Origin of the sequence: Mucilaginibacter sp. 3215 (assembly GCF_050433785.1) — a bacterium.
In the GTDB taxonomy this organism is placed as follows: Bacteria; Bacteroidota; Bacteroidia; order Sphingobacteriales; family Sphingobacteriaceae; genus Mucilaginibacter.
Window position 1 is genome coordinate 352,484 of the sequence record NZ_JBNPWO010000001.1, and the last position, 16,233, is coordinate 368,716.

Sequence of the window (16,233 nt, forward strand, 5' to 3'; positions counted from 1 at the left end):
TAATATTCGCCGGTTTTTCCCGTTTATCTTAAAATCTGACAGGTGTCTTAGTCTTTCTGTGGCTCCGCCAATCCAGTCACACTGGTCAGGCAGTAAAAAAGTAAGCTAACGGCTTATATAATTCTCCGGTTTTACCCGGTTATTGGTTCATAACAACTGCAACTTGTGTTGCTTACGGCTTCGCCAATCCAGTCACATGGAACAGCGGCAAACAGTCTAATTAAAAGTTTATAACACGTATAGCATTAACCTTATGCTATTGTAAAATGGTAGCTATCAACTGCCATATGCCGATGCATATCCGTATCCACCGTAGGCATACGCCTCCCGGTTTTCTTTCTTCGCATCGTTAAACACTACCATAAGGTTATTTAATTTATCATTATCATAAATATCTCTGAGGATACTTAATTGCTCGGTATTGGTATAATTATACCGTACAATATAAATACTCAACTCGGCGTATTTAGCCAGGTTAAAAGCATCGGCAACGGCACCAACAGGTGATGTGTCAAGTACGATATAATCAAACTCGGTTTTGCACCAGTTAAAAAGCAGGTCAAGCCGTTTATCTGACAATAGCTCGGCAGGGTTAATTGCTTTACTGCCGCTTCCCATTACAAAAAGGTTATCTGATTCATTATAAGCCTGGATGCATTCAGCCGGTGAATTGGTATCACCCATTAAAAAATCTGTAATGCCTTTGGTTTGCTCCATGTTGATGTTTTTAAGCAAATCGGGCTTGCGCAGGTCAAATTCCATAATTAATACCCGTTTATTGAGCATAGCGAGCGTTAAGCCCAGGTTGATGCTAAAAAAGGTTTTGCCTTCACCTTTCATAGACGATGTAACAAGCATGGTTTTGTGTTGCGTTCCCTGGTTCAGGAAACCAATATTGCTCCTGATATATCTGAACAGTTCTGAAATGTTGGTATTACTGCCGTTAGATATAACTACAGGGCTCTGACCTTCATTATTATGGCATAATTCGCCCAGAATCTTTACTCCTTTTATATTCAGCAGGCTTGATTGATTCCTGATTTTCAGGCTAAATTTATCTTTCAGGAAGATGTAAATTCCCGGCATAAATAATCCGGCTATAATAGCGAATAAATAGGTGAGCTGTTGCTTGGGGAATTCAGCTATCGGATTAGCAGCAGGTTTATCAATCAATTGCGATGAAGGAATTGTAGCTGATAAGGACAACGCTGTTTCTTCCCTTTTTTGCAACAGGTACTGGTATAAATTAGTTTTTACCCCCTGTTCACGGCTCCGCTGCAAAAGTCCCCGTTCAAGCGACGGAACCGAGCGGATGCGGGAGTCATACTGGGCAGAATTTTGGCTGAGCAATTTGTGGCTGATAGAGAAGCCTTTTTTAATATTACTGAGGTTTTCCATAATATTTACACGAAGGCTGGCTATCTGGTTGCTCAGGTTTTCAATAAGGGGGTTGGCAAGGTTTGCGCTGCCCAACATACGGTTCCTTTCCAACTGCAGGTCGTTGAAACGGCTAACCAGGGTATTTAACGCCGGATCTTTCAATCCCATGGTACTGGGTACAGCATCATATTGGTTAGCCGAGTTTTTTAAATATGCTTCAATGGAATTCACAATACCCAATTGAGTATTTGATTCTTCAAGCAGTTGATTATATTCTGCAGATTTTGTCAGATTTACCTGTGTGCTTGCATTAATCTCTGCAGCTCCATTCCTTTGCTTAAAAGTTTCAATATCACCTTCGGTGTATGACAGGTCCTGTTCTAAATCATGTAATCGTTTATCAATGAATAATATGGTGTTTACGGCTGTAACGTTTTTCTTAACAACGTTTTCGGCGTTATAGGTAGATATGATATTGTTAAGAATATCAACCCCTCTTTCTGGCACAGCATCAACCAGGCTTAAGGTTAAGGTATTTGATTCTTTAACTACAGGGTTTACCTGTAATAATCCGGCGCTGTAAGCTGCTGCCAGCCTGGTAAGGTTTTTAAACTGGATCAGTATCGGCGTTTCATTATCTGCAAGGGCCGGGCCTTTTTCTACTTTAAATGAATAATCCTTGTGATTAATTAGTTGATTATAGCTGTAGATCCATGTTTTAGTTTCCTCTTTTAACAAAAACTTACTTTGTGAATATGACTGGATATATAGTTTTTTCAAATAGCCGGTTTTTCCTATTCTCTTTACAGTAATGGTGAAAGGCCGCTCATTACCATACAGTTCTTTTACTTGAAAGCCACTTTCATCAAAATAGGAAGTTTCCAGGTTAAGTTTTTTGAACACGCTATAAATCAAATCTTTTGACCGCAATACTTCCATTTCATTATCCACGGTTTTAGTTTCCTGAAACATGTTCAGGTCGCTGAAAGCAGTAGCTTTTAAAATACCATCGCCTTTTTTATCGTCGGGGATTTGCAGTGTACTTGTTATTTTATACAGCGGGGTAACATAGTTAAGGTATGCCCAGGCTGCGCCAAAACAGATAACCATGCTTATCAGGAATAAATACCAGCCATTTAAATAAGGCTTAATGTTGTTCCTGAACTTGTTGCCCGGCAAAGGTTCTTTTAAAATAAAATTGTTATCCATGTCAGCTATTCTTAGGTATCTCTAAAACTGTATTTTATCTTCTTAAAAGTACTGCCGCCAATACGGCCAATGCCGAAATTGAGGCCACTACTATTGGTGCTAAGCGCGTGCTCTGGCTATACTCAACTGCCTTTGATTTGTCGGGCTCCACATAAACAATATCATTTTGTTTAAGGTTGAAGTAAGGCGAATCCATCGATTCAACTTTATTAAGGTTAAGGCGGTTCATTGTTCTGCGTCCGTTTTCTGTGCGGATCACCAATACATTTTCCCTGCGTCCATAAACTGTCATATCCCCGGCCATACCTAATGCTTCAAGTAAGTTTACATTTTCATCAGTTATTATAAATGTTGATGGTTTGTTAACCTCGCCTATCACGCTTATTTTAAAATTTAGAAGTTGGATGTCAACTACCGGGCTTTTAACAAAAGCCGATAGCTTTTTAGCTATTTCTGTTTGTGCTTCCTCGATGGTTTGCCCTTCAATTTTATAGTCACCTATAAGCGGTAAATTCACAAATCCATTTTCATTTACTTTATATCCGCCGCGGGTTGATTGATTGTTTAAGCCCACATTTTTGTTGCCATTGAACAACATGTTCGATTCGGGGTTTAAGCTGGTAACAGTTACATTTAAAATGTCTTTCTGATGAATGACTACTGTTCCGTTTGTATTGTTGTTTGCAGCACCTGTATTTGCCATGTTGCTGAAGTAAACAAGATCCCGACTTCCGGCACATCCGGTTATCAATAGCAATGTTGTAATGAAACAGTATATATTAATTTTTTTCATCATCAATAGTTTAAGAGAGTTTAGGGAACTATTTTGAACTGGTTTATTTGGTTAGTCAAATTTATCTATTTGGGCATCGATCGTATACGGTTTTAGTCGATTGCCGTTTTTTTGTAAACCTGTATCTTAGTCTTTACAGAACATGTAAAGCAGTAATGTAGGCATGTGTAAAGGGATGAGAAAAAAGTGTCTGAGTTGGGAATTTGGGGCTACACGTTCATATAATAGTGGTTACACCCAGAAATAACAGCACATAAAAAAAAGCAGGCCTGAGCCTGCTTTTTTTATGGAGTTTGTTGGTTAATTATTACAAATTATTCTACTGTAACCGATTTAGCCAGATTACGGGGCTGATCAACATTACAGCCCCGTTTTACGGCTATATGATAGGAGAGAAGTTGTAGCGGGATAGTGGCCAGCAGTGGTAAAAAGGCTTCGTCGGCATCGGGTATTTCAATGCAGTAATCGGCCATGTTTTTTACTTTAACATCACCACGGGTAACAATAGCTATTACTATTCCTTTCCGGGCTTTAACCTCCTGTATATTGCTGATCACTTTTTCATACGAGGAGTTTTTTGTGGCGATGAAGATCACCGGCATCTGCTCGTCAATTAATGCAATTGGTCCATGCTTCATTTCGGCGGCGGGATAACCTTCGGCATGAATATAAGAGATCTCCTTTAGTTTTAAAGCTCCTTCCAAAGCTACGGGGAAACCGAAACCCCGTCCTAAGAACAGGCAGTTAGGCGCATCCTTTATTTTGCAGGCAATGTCTTCAATCAAATCATTATCCTGCAGCAGCGTTTGAATTTTATCGGGTATGGTATCAAGCTCCGTTAATAAATTGGTGAGCTTGCCTGGCGTTAAAGTAGCTTTGTGCTGTGCGATATATAAAGCAATTAAAGTTAAAACAGTAACCTGCGCTGTAAAGGCCTTGGTTGAGGCCACGCCTATTTCCGGGCCGGCATGGGTGTAAACCCCGGCATCAGTTACGCGCGGAATTGATGCACCAACAACATTGCAGATCCCCAGGATGGTTGCCCCCCGTTCTTTAGCTATCTCAATGGCGGCTAATGTATCGGCAGTTTCCCCCGATTGGGATACCGCCATTACGATATCTTTATCAGTAATTATGGGGTTACGATACCTGAATTCGGAAGCATATTCAACTTCCACCTTAATGCGTCCATATTCTTCAATAAGATATTCGCCTGTTAAGCCGGCATGCCACGAGGTGCCGCAGGCAATAATAATTATCCGCTCGGCATTTTTAAGCTTATCGGTATATTGTTTAATGCCACCTAACTCAACCTTGCCTTCAAGCGGAAAGATGCGGCCACGCATACAATCTCTTATTGATCGCGGTTGCTCAAAGATTTCCTTCATCATAAAATGCTCAAAGCCGCCTTTTTCTAACGATTCAAGCTTTAATTCCAGTTCCTGGATCAATGGGGTTTGAACAACATTGTCAAGCTTCTTTATTAAAAGCCCACTGGGTTTAACCTGTACTATTTCGTTATCTTTTAAATACACTACGTTTTTGGTGTACTCGATAATAGGGGTGGCGTCTGATGCAATAAAATATTCGCCATGGCCAACACCAATAACCAGGGGGCTGCCTTTTCGGGCGGCAATCAGCTGATCGGGGTTTTCCCGGTCCAGAATAACTATGGCGTAAGCACCTATCACTGTATTTAAGGCCAAGCGGACAGCCTCCAGTAAATCAGTTTGTTCGATATTTTGAATTTCCTCAATTAAGTGGATCAGGATTTCGGTATCTGTTTCGCTTTTAAAGGTGTGCCCGCGGGCAAGCAGTTCTTCTTTGAGGATCAGGTAATTTTCGATGATCCCATTATGGATAATGTGCAGGCGGTTATCGTTTGAGCTATGCGGATGCGAATTTGCATCAGATGGGGCGCCATGTGTGGCCCACCTGGTATGTCCTATGGCAACATGCCCGCTTTTGTCTTTATCGATGGTGTGCTCCTCAAGACATGCCACCTTCCCGGTTTTTTTATACACACTGAAGCCTACATTATTTATAATAGCAATACCGGCGCTATCATAACCACGATATTCTAATCGTTTGAGGCCGTTCAACACAACGGGCCACGCATCTCTTGATCCGATGTAACCAACAATTCCGCACATAGTTTTAGGTCTTTAAATGATAAATTAAGTTTATTTGTTACTTGATGAGTAAAATTATCTAATTGACTATCAATAAAGTATGAGCCCCGTTCAATTGCCCGTAAATTGTAAATCTGACGCCATTTTACACGTTTAAACTGTAAAAGGATATAAATCGCTTTACATTTTAGTTGTTGTGTTATATGATAAGCCCGGTTGAGAGTTTTTATCAGTTGGTTAGAGAATCAATTCACGTTGGGGTTACTGTGCCTGTGTTCCTGAACTTGCAGCCTCCTGATCAGATTTTGGCTGTAAAGTTTGTTGCGTGATTTTACAGAATGATTTACGATTGCAGTGCTCCTATTTTATATCATTTTATTTTCAGTTAGGTTTAATTAACCAAAAAGAACCTGGCGATGATATTCAACTCATTTACTTTTCTGCTGTTTTTTCCTGTGGTAACGGCTTTATATTTTCTGGTGCCTCATAAATTTAGGTGGCTGCTGCTGCTTATAGCAAGCTGCTATTTTTATATGTTCTTTAAAGCTATTTATATCCTCATCCTGTTTTTTACAATAATTATCGACTATACCGCGGGCATTTACCTGGAAAAAGTTAGTGACCCTAAGAAGAAGAAGCTTTTGTTAATATTAAGCCTTACGGCAAATATTGGCGTACTGGCTGTATTTAAGTATTTTAATTTTTTTAATGCCAATTTATCGGGATTGCTATACTGGATGGGGTACACTAACCCAATTCCGTTTTTACAGATCCTGCTTCCGATAGGGTTGTCATTTCACACTTTTCAGGCCATGAGCTATACTATTGAAGTTTACCGGGGCCATCAAAAGGCCGAACGGCATTTCGGTATTTATGCTTTATACGTGATGTTTTATCCGCAATTAGTTGCCGGCCCTATTGAACGTCCTCAAAATCTGTTACCGCAATTTAAAACCGAACATCATTTTAATGCCCTGGATGTTTCTGAAGGGTTAAAACGAATGCTGATCGGTTTTTTTAAAAAGGTTGTTGTTGCCGATAGGTTATCTATATATGTAAAAACTGTTTTCAACAATTATCCTGAACACGGCTCGGCCACAATTGTGCTTGCTTCATTGTTTTTTGCAGTCCAGATTTATTGCGACTTTTCGGGCTACTCGGATATTGCGATAGGCAGCGCCAAAGTGATGGGCTTTAAACTGATGGAAAATTTTAAACGGCCTTATTTTGCAAAAAGCATAAGCGAATTTTGGAGCAGGTGGCATATCTCACTTTCTACGTGGTTTAAAGATTATGTGTATATCCCCTTAGGAGGCAACCGGGTTAGCAAAGGCCGGTTGTATTTAAATTTATTTGCCGTGTTTATGATCAGCGGTTTGTGGCATGGCGCCAATTGGACATTTATTGTTTGGGGCGCTTTACACGGGTTTTATCTCATCTGCGGAATGGCAACGCAGAAATGGAGGAAGGCAACAGCAAGTAAATTAGGGTTAGGCAGCGGAGTATTTGCCAATTTCTTAAATATATCTTTTACAATATCCCTGGTTACTATAAGTTGGATCTTTTTCAGGGCTGTATCATTGGAGCAGGCCTGGGGTTTGTTGAAGGGGGTTTTTGTTTACAAACACGGGTTTTTTATAGGCGAACCTTCTTATTTTCTGTATGACTTGATGGCTATCGCCGCCTTGTTTTTTTACGAAATAAAGCAGGAATACGGCCATCATTCATTACGGTTTCTTCACAATGAAAATTGGAGGATCCGGATGGCTTCCTATTTAGGGTTGGTTTTTATAATCCTGTTATTTGGAGTTTTTGACGGCGGACAATTCATTTATTTTCAGTTTTAAATTATGAAGCAGTTTAAAGGAAGCAGCAAAAAGTTTTTTATCAGGTTGTTATTGATGATTGTGGCTTTTGTGGCTGTTGATCAGGCAGCCGGTATATTTCTTTATTATTTTTTTACACACCAGGTTTCCGGCGAATACGCCGTAGCTAATCACGTTGTGTATAATTTAAATGAAGACGTGTTGGTTTTGGGGAGCTCAAGAGCTTCACATCATTATAATTCATCGCTTATAAAAAATGGTTTGAACTTAAGTTGTTTCAATGGCGGCCGGGATGGCGAAGGGCTTCTATACAGCACAGCAATATTTGAACTGGCATTGAAGCGCCACGTTCCTAAGATTGTTGTTTTGGATGTAACCAGCGATGTGTTAAGTGAAAAGGAAGATGAAAAGAACAGGCTTTCCATTTTACTGCCTTATTTAAAACAATCGGATGTTATCGGCAATATGATTGAAAAGAAGGGCCGGCTGGAGCTAATAAAAAGCCATCTTCAAACATATCGCTACAATGGCCAGGTGGTTTCTATATTTCAGCATTACTTTTTATTATCAGGAAACACAGTCATGGGTTTTAATCCGTTGGATAATAAAATGGATGTCAGCAGGGTTTCAAACCATACATCGCTTAAGCCATATTCAGACAGCATATCGGCCGATAACGCAGAGGCGCTGGATTTTTTTATAAATGAGTGTAGGCGGCAAAAAATACAGTTGTTTGTATTTGTATCGCCAAGGTATAACGATGATACCCAACAGAATTCATATTTAAAATTGAAAAGTATTTGTAACAGCAACAAGGTTATTTTTCACGATTTTACCAACGATGTATATTTTAAAAACCCAGAATACTATTCGGACAGGGCGCATTTAAACGGCAGAGGGGCTGATTTGTATACTGATACTATCGTGGCTTTTATGAAAAAAAGATTAAGTCCTGCGGCTAACGTTCAATACCTCAGTAAAAATGAAGAACCTGTGTCTAAAGATTAATATTGCATTGGAGTCGGGATCAATAAAAAGTAAAGGCCGCTTTTATGATTTATCATAAAAGCGGCCTTTACTTAAAAAGGGGGGAATAATTTAATTAACTGTTTTAACACCAGCACCTGCTGTTACTACTGCCGGAACGTTGGCAGCAGCATCAAGCAATGAACTGTAAGCGTATGACGGCACCCAGCTTGATAAAGATGAGGTAATGTTATTGGCACCGCAATTAGAATAAATGTTGGTTGATACCCCGCTGAAGTAACCTACGGGATCGCCATCTAAGTTAGTAGTAAGTGGTTTTTTACAGCCTGAGAAATACTCATTATCTGTTCTTACTGTGCCACCGTACCTTGCACCGATAGAATAACCGTCATTGTTTAAATGATAGTTGTTGTACATGTGGATGCTACCAAATACCAATGTTGGTTCCCTTTCGGCCACATTGTACCAGTAATTGTGGTGCAATGTAACATGTAGCTTGCCGGTGTTGGCTGTAACAGCATCGCTTGTTACCGAGCCAATAAGCAATGACAAGTAGGTGTCATGGAATTTGTTCCATGAAATGGTTACGTAGTCAGAGCCTTCGGCAACGCCGATATCTTTACCCCAGTAATCCCAGCCATGGCTGCGGTCTGTTGCAAAATCGCAATGGTCAATCCAAACGTGATTCGACTGGAATTTAACGTAAACACCGCATTCGGTTACGTAGTTTCTAAACGTAACGTTTTGGATAATGATATTGCTTACAGTGAACAGGTAAAGGTTAAGGCTTGATAAAACGGCGCCGGTTTTACCGATGATGGTGGTATTTGAACCAACATACACAGGAGTTACGCCTGATCCGCTAATTGTTCCGGAAACATACACAATCTTGGGCGAATTGCCTGACACCGCAGATTTGAACGCAGCCAGTGTGTTTACAGTTACCGTGGTACCGCCTTTACCACCGGTTGTTGTACCGTTAACAGCAGCGTAACCGGTTAATACTGTACTCAAAACGGAGCCCGATGCGGTTGTTGTTGAAGTACTTGTAGCCGGAGCGGTTGTGGTGGTAGTAGTTGTTGTACCGGTAAGGGTGTAAGTGTACTTTCTTCCGTTTGTCAGAGGGCTGCTATTGTCGGAAGTTGAGAAATACAATCCGGTATCCCAGTGACTGTAACGCCCTTTACCAAGGTTTCTGATGTCACTGTGAACAGAATGAGCCGGACCTAACGCAACACCATTTTCATAAAGTTGGAGTGTTGACGCTGTTGGCTGCGTGTTTGAATCGCCGCTTACCTGAACGGGGCTGAATTTGTAAGAGTAACCTTCATCTAACCGGATTGAAGATGTGGCCATCGTGTAGACGGTGGGGGCTGTTGTTGCCAGGCTTTTGCTGGCGTTTAAATCATTAATTGGAACGGTTACTGGTTGGTCTGCATTTTTGGAGCAACTTCCGATGAGGATAATTGCGCTCAGTGCCAAACTGCCAAAAGTCATTTTTTTTAAAGATTTTGTTTTTTGCATGTTATAATTTTTAATTAAGCCCTCGAAACGTGGTCTTATATTAAAAATTACCGTTAATTTTTACCTAAAGATATAGACTAAAAGCATAAATAGTTCAAAAATGCTGATTCTGTTGTTTAAACGTATAAAGTTATGTGTATTTGTGACACGTGTAGTTGTGAAGTATTTCACACTTCATGACATTTAAATGACAATTTTAGTTCAAAAGAAAAAACAATTTTCGTCGATTATTGTCTTATGGCACTTCAAAACTATGTTTTGCCCAGTATTTTTAACTTGCAATTAAAGCATTAAATTGTGAAGGCAGCTTTACAAAAAGCTGGCACTTAACGTGGTCACTATGACATTTCAACATACTTATTGAATTCTAACTTGTCCTTTAAACGACTTCACAAATAATTTTGGAGAAAAATGATGACATAAATTCTTCGGCTTTGAGTATCATATCCATTGAGCCAATAAATATAAAGTCGCTGGTGCAGTTCCTCTACTTCAATTTCCATAATTCTTTTGTATCCATCTGATGCTTTGCCGCCTGCTTGTTCAGTAATATAAGCCATTGGGTTACATCCATAAATGAGTTGTAATTTCCCTCTGGGGGAATCAGCATTAATATTATCAATTATTTTACCTGCGGATGAGCCGTATCACCAATTATGATCAGCCTCATTTTTTTATTTATTCAGATACTTGAGCGAATATAGCTTTGGATTGGCTTTACTAAAAAGGGGGTTTACAGAGTTAACACAATTTAGGGTTGATTTTTTATTATATTGTTGATGATCAATAATTTGAGTAGTGTTTTCTCAAGAAATGCGTAAACCACCTTTTTATATAATATTATCGGCTAAACCTTCAATTTATAGGTAACACAACATCAAGAGTGGTCAATTTGACTTGTGATACAGCCGCATCCTTTTTAGTCAGCCTGATTCGTGATAAAGAAATATAGACCCGGGAAAGTATAATTTTTAACTGTTACACTTAAGTTCCGGCTGCAACCGGAACCTACTTTAAAAATCCGGGGCGAAACTAAATTTAACACCATATTCCGCGGCGCCCGGATGGTCAAGGTAGTTAAACCTCTTGATTCCATCTATCCGCAAAAACTTAAAGATATTACCTATACCTACTCCGGCTTCTATATAAGGCTTAGTGCCTAAGGCGTAAGTGCCATTTGCTCCATTACCACCAACCGGGAACCGGAACAAGTTAGGCGAATAGAGTGGATTATTTTCGTTACGCAAGCCGCCGAATAATATTTTGGCTGATAAATATTCTCTCCATTTCAGATGTCTTATCAATGGGAATTTATTCAGTAAAAAGCCGCTGAAGCTATGCGTTAAGTTGATACCCGCGTAATGATCGCTTACAAACTCGAGATAAGTCTGTTGGTTATAGGCGTCCTCGTCATAAGCCAATGACTGATTCGCAGGGGCTAAGTTCAGGAGTGGGAAAGGTACTTTGCCCACCAAATAATTTCCAAGTACGGTAATATCTGTGTACCCAAGCTGCGAGAGATAGAAGCGCTTGAAAATGCTTGCTTTAACACTGGTGAAATCATACGCGCCATTGAACAAGCCTCTAAAACCATGATTGATCTGCAAATTCATGATGGGGTATTTGCTGTAGATGGTACGGCGGTATACTGTTCCTTGTAATATTTGTTCATGAGGTGCATATCTGAAAGCGAGGTTTAGCTCGCTGGTAGTAATATCATGAACCAGGGTATTGGCATCATCATTATATTGAAAAACTAATGACGCGGCGGGGCGTTGGTTCCAGTTCCTGAATGCGAGATCGAACGAAAAATGATTTTCAAAATCCTTTACATATTCAATTTTAGCAATCTTACTGTAAAGCCAGTATATTGTTTTTCCTGTCGAAAATGAAGAAAGCGCGGCTTGCTGATTGATAGTAGAAAGATCCCTCCCGGGCACATTAACGTCATTTAAATAGCTTGCTTTAAGATAGTCATTAGGGTAGCGGTAAAAAGGTGTTTTATTGAATGAGTAAAAGGTTGCGATATTGTATTTATAAGCCTTATCTCGCGTACCGTAAGCGCCAAAGCCCTCAAAGTATATTGATTTGCTTAATTCGGGATTGGTACGTCCTCCTATCTGAAAGCGGGAACCTTCCTGGCTATCCCGGGAATAAAATGTGCCGATAGGGCCTATCAGCACCGGGCCTGCTTTGGCATAACCACCGGTAAACGTAGCTGCAAACCAGGTTGCCCGTTTAAATTGCGGCATTTTTTCTAACCGGGAGATGCGCGGGTACATCTTCGACTGATGATCGGACAGTGTATCCGGCCGGTTATGTGCCCAGTATAAGGTGTCGGGTTTGTCTGCATCGGGGGCTATCTGCAGTTCCTTGCCATCGTAAAATGTGGCGGGAAGCGGTTTGTCTGCTATATAGTTAGAGAAGATTACCGTTCGTTCGCCCATTAAACCAAGCCCTTTGTTTTTTAAGATGCCGAAATCGGCTTTAACATCGCTTTTGCTTAAAAAATACCGGCCGTTAGGGTTCTGCTCAAAATCAAGCGTGATCTTGAGCGTTCGCATGAAATTGATATTGATCTGCTTATTTACATTGAGCTCGCAGCTCCGTACAGCATAGTTGCCGGTCATGCTTACCAATAGCTTGCCTTCAAAAAGCAGGTCGCCTTTGGTGCGTGGTGTAAAACTTAGCTCAATCAGCTTTTCTTTGGCTGTTTGTATGGTATCGGTAATAAAAAATTTGTAATAATTGGGCGAGTGATCGGCAATAGGACTCAGGAACTGGTTGGTTATGATAAAAACATTGTTATCATAAATATCAATTACATCACCGTAAAGACGGTTCATATACACATCCAAGCCCGCGGTATCGATAAATTTAAGAATGTTGGCTTCTTTTTGTGCTTTGAGCACCCGGATGGATTTAGACGGCTCTTTCCGGTAATAATTTTGATATTGTTTTTCGCTGAGGTAGGTGGGGAGCAGTATCTGGGTTTGCCCGTTATTTTTCACGGTATCAAGCATAAACTTGTACATTTTAAAATAACGGCCGTTTATTAGTTTGGAAGGGACATCGATAAACGATAAATTGATCCGTTCATACTGATCATATTGCAGGTAATCGGCACTTTCCATGCGGTTTTGCTTTTTATGGTCGATAACCTGCTGAATAAGTTCAACCGCCGGGTTTCCTTTATTACGATAACGCTGTTTTTTTCCGGAAACTACCTTAACTTCTTTTAGCTGGGTTTGACTATCGTGTAATCTTATATGAAGAGTATTAACCTGTCCGGGTTTAATTATTTTAGTAATAGTTTGATAGCCAATGTACGAGAAAGTAATATGCGTAAAAGCTCCGGGAGCGTTAATCTCAAATTTCCCGTCGGCATCCGCAATGGTTCCGTACCTGCTACCAACAAGCTTAATGTTAATACCCGGAAGCGACTGCCCCGAGGCGTCATCTACTACTTGCCCACGGACGCTTGTTGTTACTTGTGTCGATGCTTTTTTTAAGCTATCCGGCTGTTGCGCTACGCCACACAGCGGGATTGTAAATAGTACAATTAAAATATAAGGAAATAGCCGTTGTATTGAACCTGATGTACGGAAAGAAATCTCAAAAGAAGATAGCAAATTGTGGCAGATTAAAAAAACAAAAGGGTTCAGTTTTACGCGTATTACAGGAGTGACCCGGGAATACGTTTCATTTTTCCTAAACGTACAAATTAAATTTGAATTGTCTCGGAGGATTGTATTATTTTAAGATTAACAGCATTGTGACGCCCTTATTAATCTGCCTTCAGAACTTACTGTTTTTGTCAAGTAACATGTCCTTCCCTTTTATTTCAACTTCAAACATGGCCTGCTTCCCCTTTGCACCTTTTTAATTGGTTTAACGCAGTCAAATAGCAGTGGTAACAAGTTAACCGGTATATCACTCACTTCAATTTGAGAGATGGTAAGCGTTAATCGGGCTTGATTTTAATTGAATTAAACTTGAGCAAGTTTGAACGGGCGTTTGTAACCGCAGCTCCTAACTTTGCTTTACATATATATTCCCCACTAAAATAAATTGTCTTCAAATCATGAAAACCTTTATCATTTCCTTGTTTTTAGGCTGCTGCTTTTGCAATTCTTTATTCGCTCAAAATAATTTTCTCAACAGCAAAAGCGCTTATTTGGGTGAAATCCGGCCAAATGATACGCCGCGTATTTTTGCACAGCAAATGCTGGAGCCGGATAGCGGTATGGCAATGGATAGATCGGCGTTTTCTGCAGACGGTAAAGAATTTTATTATTGCAATGCTATGCATTGGTTTAATTCAAAGGGCAATAAGATCCGTTACTTTAAATATAAAGGTAATAAGTGGCGCGGCCCCTTTGTGCTTAACTATGGATATTATGCACCAACGTTTTCTATTGATGGTAAGCGTATGTATTTTGCCGGGCAGGGGGATGGTAAACACGCCTTTGTTTGGGTATCGCACCGTAATAAAACAGGTTGGACAACTCCCGTCGCTTTTCTAAAAAAGAACTATGGGCTATATGATTTTATGCCAACCAATAACGGGACATTTTATGTTGGCAGCAACGCCAACGCAGGAAGTGTAAAAGATTACAGCACTTACGATTTTTGTACGCTTACCATTTCTAAAACAGACACGGTTATTAAAAGCCTTGGCCCGGTTATTAATACACCAGCATTCGACGGTGATTTTTACGTAGCGTCTGATGAATCATACATGATCATCAGTTACAAGGAAAAGCCCGATTATGAGTGTGAGCTTGGAATCACTTTCCGTAAGCCCGATCATAGCTGGACAGTACCGCTAAACCTTGGTCCGCTGATTAATAGTGGTGATGCCCATCGCTGGGGCCAATATGTAACTCCCGATGGTAAGTACATGTTTTATACCAAAGGCACCGGCGAAAAGGATTGTCACATTTATTGGGTGCGGTTTGATACTCTGAGGGCGAAGCTAAGAAAGGAAGCATTGGGCAAATAACAGTAAGTTTATTTTATTTCCGGACCATAAAATTTCAAACCTAAAACGCCTGTCATGATCAGTAGCATGAAAAATATTTCTACGTAGGAGAGGCGCTGATTTAAAAACGAAACTTCGACTAATTTGATCAGGATGAGCGTTACGGCCGTCCAAACACCATACGCGACGGCGGTTGGTACCAGTTTTATAGCCAATGAGAAGAAATAGATATTGCCAATACCAAATACGATATAACCTACAAAAGGCAACCATACAGGCAATCCATGCTGCAGGCTTAATACAGAGTTAAGACGGAGCGCCTTCAGATCGCTGAATTTCATGAATTTTAGCGAGAACGTCCAGGCCGCTTCAAACGCGGCTGCGATTAAAATATATAGCCAGGCCAATATGTTGTTAGTTTTGTTGTAGTACGTTTTCTTGTTCGGTTACTAAGGTAACTGGTTGTTGCTCAATCTCCAATTTAGGCGCGCTGTTTATTTTAACAGGAATGGCAGTTTTTAGCTTTGCAGGCATGATTGCTATCAGCCAATTCATAAACCGGGGCCTTAGGTGATAATACCAGTTGAACCAGCGGTATTTGAGTAGTTTTTTTTCGTCGAAGCGTTTTACGCTGAAGGCATGCTGTAAAAAGTAATCTTTAGGGTAATCGTAGTAAAGACCCCAGTTTTCGGGTTTGTTGCCCGGCGTGTGCCCGGGATCATATGCGGTACCGAACAGGTAATCCCAAAATGAAAACTTGGTAGAGAAGTTGGCATGAAAAACCTCCTGGTAATTGGCATGGTGCCATAAATGCAATTGGGGCGAGTTAATAATATACTTAAGCTTGCCCATATTTACCTTGATATTGCCGTGTATAAACATGCCAAACATGGCATCCAACATAGCTTTTATCGGTATAACTATTGGGTCTGCACCTAACAAAATGATAGGTGCAAACTCAATAGTTTGATTGATGATGATCTCCATGATGTGCGAACGTGAACCGGCTAAAAAGTCAACCTCCTTGCCCGAGTGGTGCGCCTCATGAATACGCCAGAAAAATTTATTGGAATGCTGAAAGCGATGGAACAGGTAAATATAAAGGTCATGTGTAAACAGGAAGAACAATACCTGTAATGCCACCGGCCAGCTACTTACAAATTGAAAATGCGACAAATCGAACTGCGCTTTTAACGGCGTAATGATATAATCGAAAATGATGATCTTTAAAAAGTAGCTTTGTATCAGCGTATACCATACCAAATCAATCCAAAATCCTTCCCTGAAAAATTTAAGTCCCTTTCTGTAAGGAGACATCCTTTCCCAGGCAATGATGAATCCTATCCAGCAAAAAAGGATAATGGATGTAATTATGGTAGTTAATTTTTCCGGAGACAT

11 protein-coding genes are annotated in these 16,233 nt (G+C 40.2%); 3 read left to right on the forward strand and 8 right to left on the reverse strand.

Features of this window, described 5'->3' with window-relative positions:
* Positions 1-276: 276 nt before the first annotated feature.
* The 3 genes from ABIC84_RS01665 to glmS all read right to left on the reverse strand — a co-directional run bounded on the left by ABIC84_RS01665 (position 277) and on the right by glmS (position 5,535).
* Positions 277-2,589, reverse strand: coding sequence for a GumC family protein (locus ABIC84_RS01665; protein ID WP_426586696.1), 2,313 nt, complete (start codon positions 2,587-2,589; stop codon positions 277-279).
* A gap of 34 nt (positions 2,590-2,623) precedes the next feature.
* On the reverse strand, positions 2,624-3,292 hold the full coding sequence (locus ABIC84_RS01670) for a polysaccharide biosynthesis/export family protein (protein WP_429262474.1): 669 nt from the start codon (positions 3,290-3,292) through the stop codon (positions 2,624-2,626).
* A gap of 404 nt (positions 3,293-3,696) precedes the next feature.
* On the reverse strand, positions 3,697-5,535 hold the full coding sequence (gene glmS, locus ABIC84_RS01675; RefSeq protein WP_429262475.1) for a glutamine--fructose-6-phosphate transaminase (isomerizing): 1,839 nt from the start codon (positions 5,533-5,535) through the stop codon (positions 3,697-3,699).
* A gap of 395 nt (positions 5,536-5,930) precedes the next feature.
* Between glmS and ABIC84_RS01680 the strand changes: the two genes are divergently transcribed.
* Together ABIC84_RS01680 and ABIC84_RS01685 are read left to right on the forward strand one after the other, a co-directional pair.
* Complete coding sequence (locus ABIC84_RS01680) at positions 5,931-7,361, forward strand: MBOAT family O-acyltransferase (RefSeq protein WP_429262476.1); 1,431 nt, start codon at positions 5,931-5,933, stop codon at positions 7,359-7,361.
* A gap of 3 nt (positions 7,362-7,364) precedes the next feature.
* Positions 7,365-8,348, forward strand: a complete 984-nt coding sequence (locus ABIC84_RS01685) for a hypothetical protein (RefSeq protein WP_426586704.1) — start codon at positions 7,365-7,367, stop codon at positions 8,346-8,348.
* A 90-nt stretch (positions 8,349-8,438) separates the two neighbouring features.
* Here ABIC84_RS01685 and ABIC84_RS01690 read toward each other — a convergent pair whose 3' ends face one another.
* The 3 genes from ABIC84_RS01690 to ABIC84_RS01700 form a co-directional block, all read right to left on the reverse strand.
* Complete coding sequence (locus tag ABIC84_RS01690) at positions 8,439-9,851, reverse strand: pectate lyase family protein (protein WP_426586706.1); 1,413 nt, start codon at positions 9,849-9,851, stop codon at positions 8,439-8,441.
* A 389-nt stretch (positions 9,852-10,240) separates the two neighbouring features.
* On the reverse strand, positions 10,241-10,411 hold the full coding sequence (locus ABIC84_RS01695) for a hypothetical protein (protein WP_429262477.1): 171 nt from the start codon (positions 10,409-10,411) through the stop codon (positions 10,241-10,243).
* 453 nt (positions 10,412-10,864) lie between these two features.
* Positions 10,865-13,483, reverse strand: coding sequence for a DUF5686 family protein (locus ABIC84_RS01700; protein ID WP_429262478.1), 2,619 nt, complete (start codon positions 13,481-13,483; stop codon positions 10,865-10,867).
* A gap of 452 nt (positions 13,484-13,935) precedes the next feature.
* On the opposite strand from ABIC84_RS01700, the gene ABIC84_RS01705 reads away from it, so the two are divergent.
* Positions 13,936-14,856 carry a hypothetical protein gene (locus ABIC84_RS01705; RefSeq protein ID WP_429262479.1) on the forward strand — a complete coding sequence of 307 codons (921 nt, stop codon included), beginning with the start codon at positions 13,936-13,938 and terminating at the stop codon, positions 14,854-14,856.
* Between the two features lie 8 nt (positions 14,857-14,864).
* On the opposite strand, the gene ABIC84_RS01710 is transcribed toward ABIC84_RS01705, so the two are convergent.
* Together ABIC84_RS01710 and ABIC84_RS01715 are read right to left on the reverse strand one after the other, a co-directional pair.
* A complete protein-coding gene (locus ABIC84_RS01710; RefSeq protein ID WP_429262480.1) occupies positions 14,865-15,242 on the reverse strand; it encodes a DMT family transporter in 378 nt (125 codons plus the stop codon).
* Between the two features lie 7 nt (positions 15,243-15,249).
* Positions 15,250-16,233 (reverse strand): sterol desaturase family protein, encoded by a 984-nt coding sequence (locus ABIC84_RS01715; RefSeq protein WP_429262481.1) that lies wholly within the window; start codon positions 16,231-16,233, stop codon positions 15,250-15,252.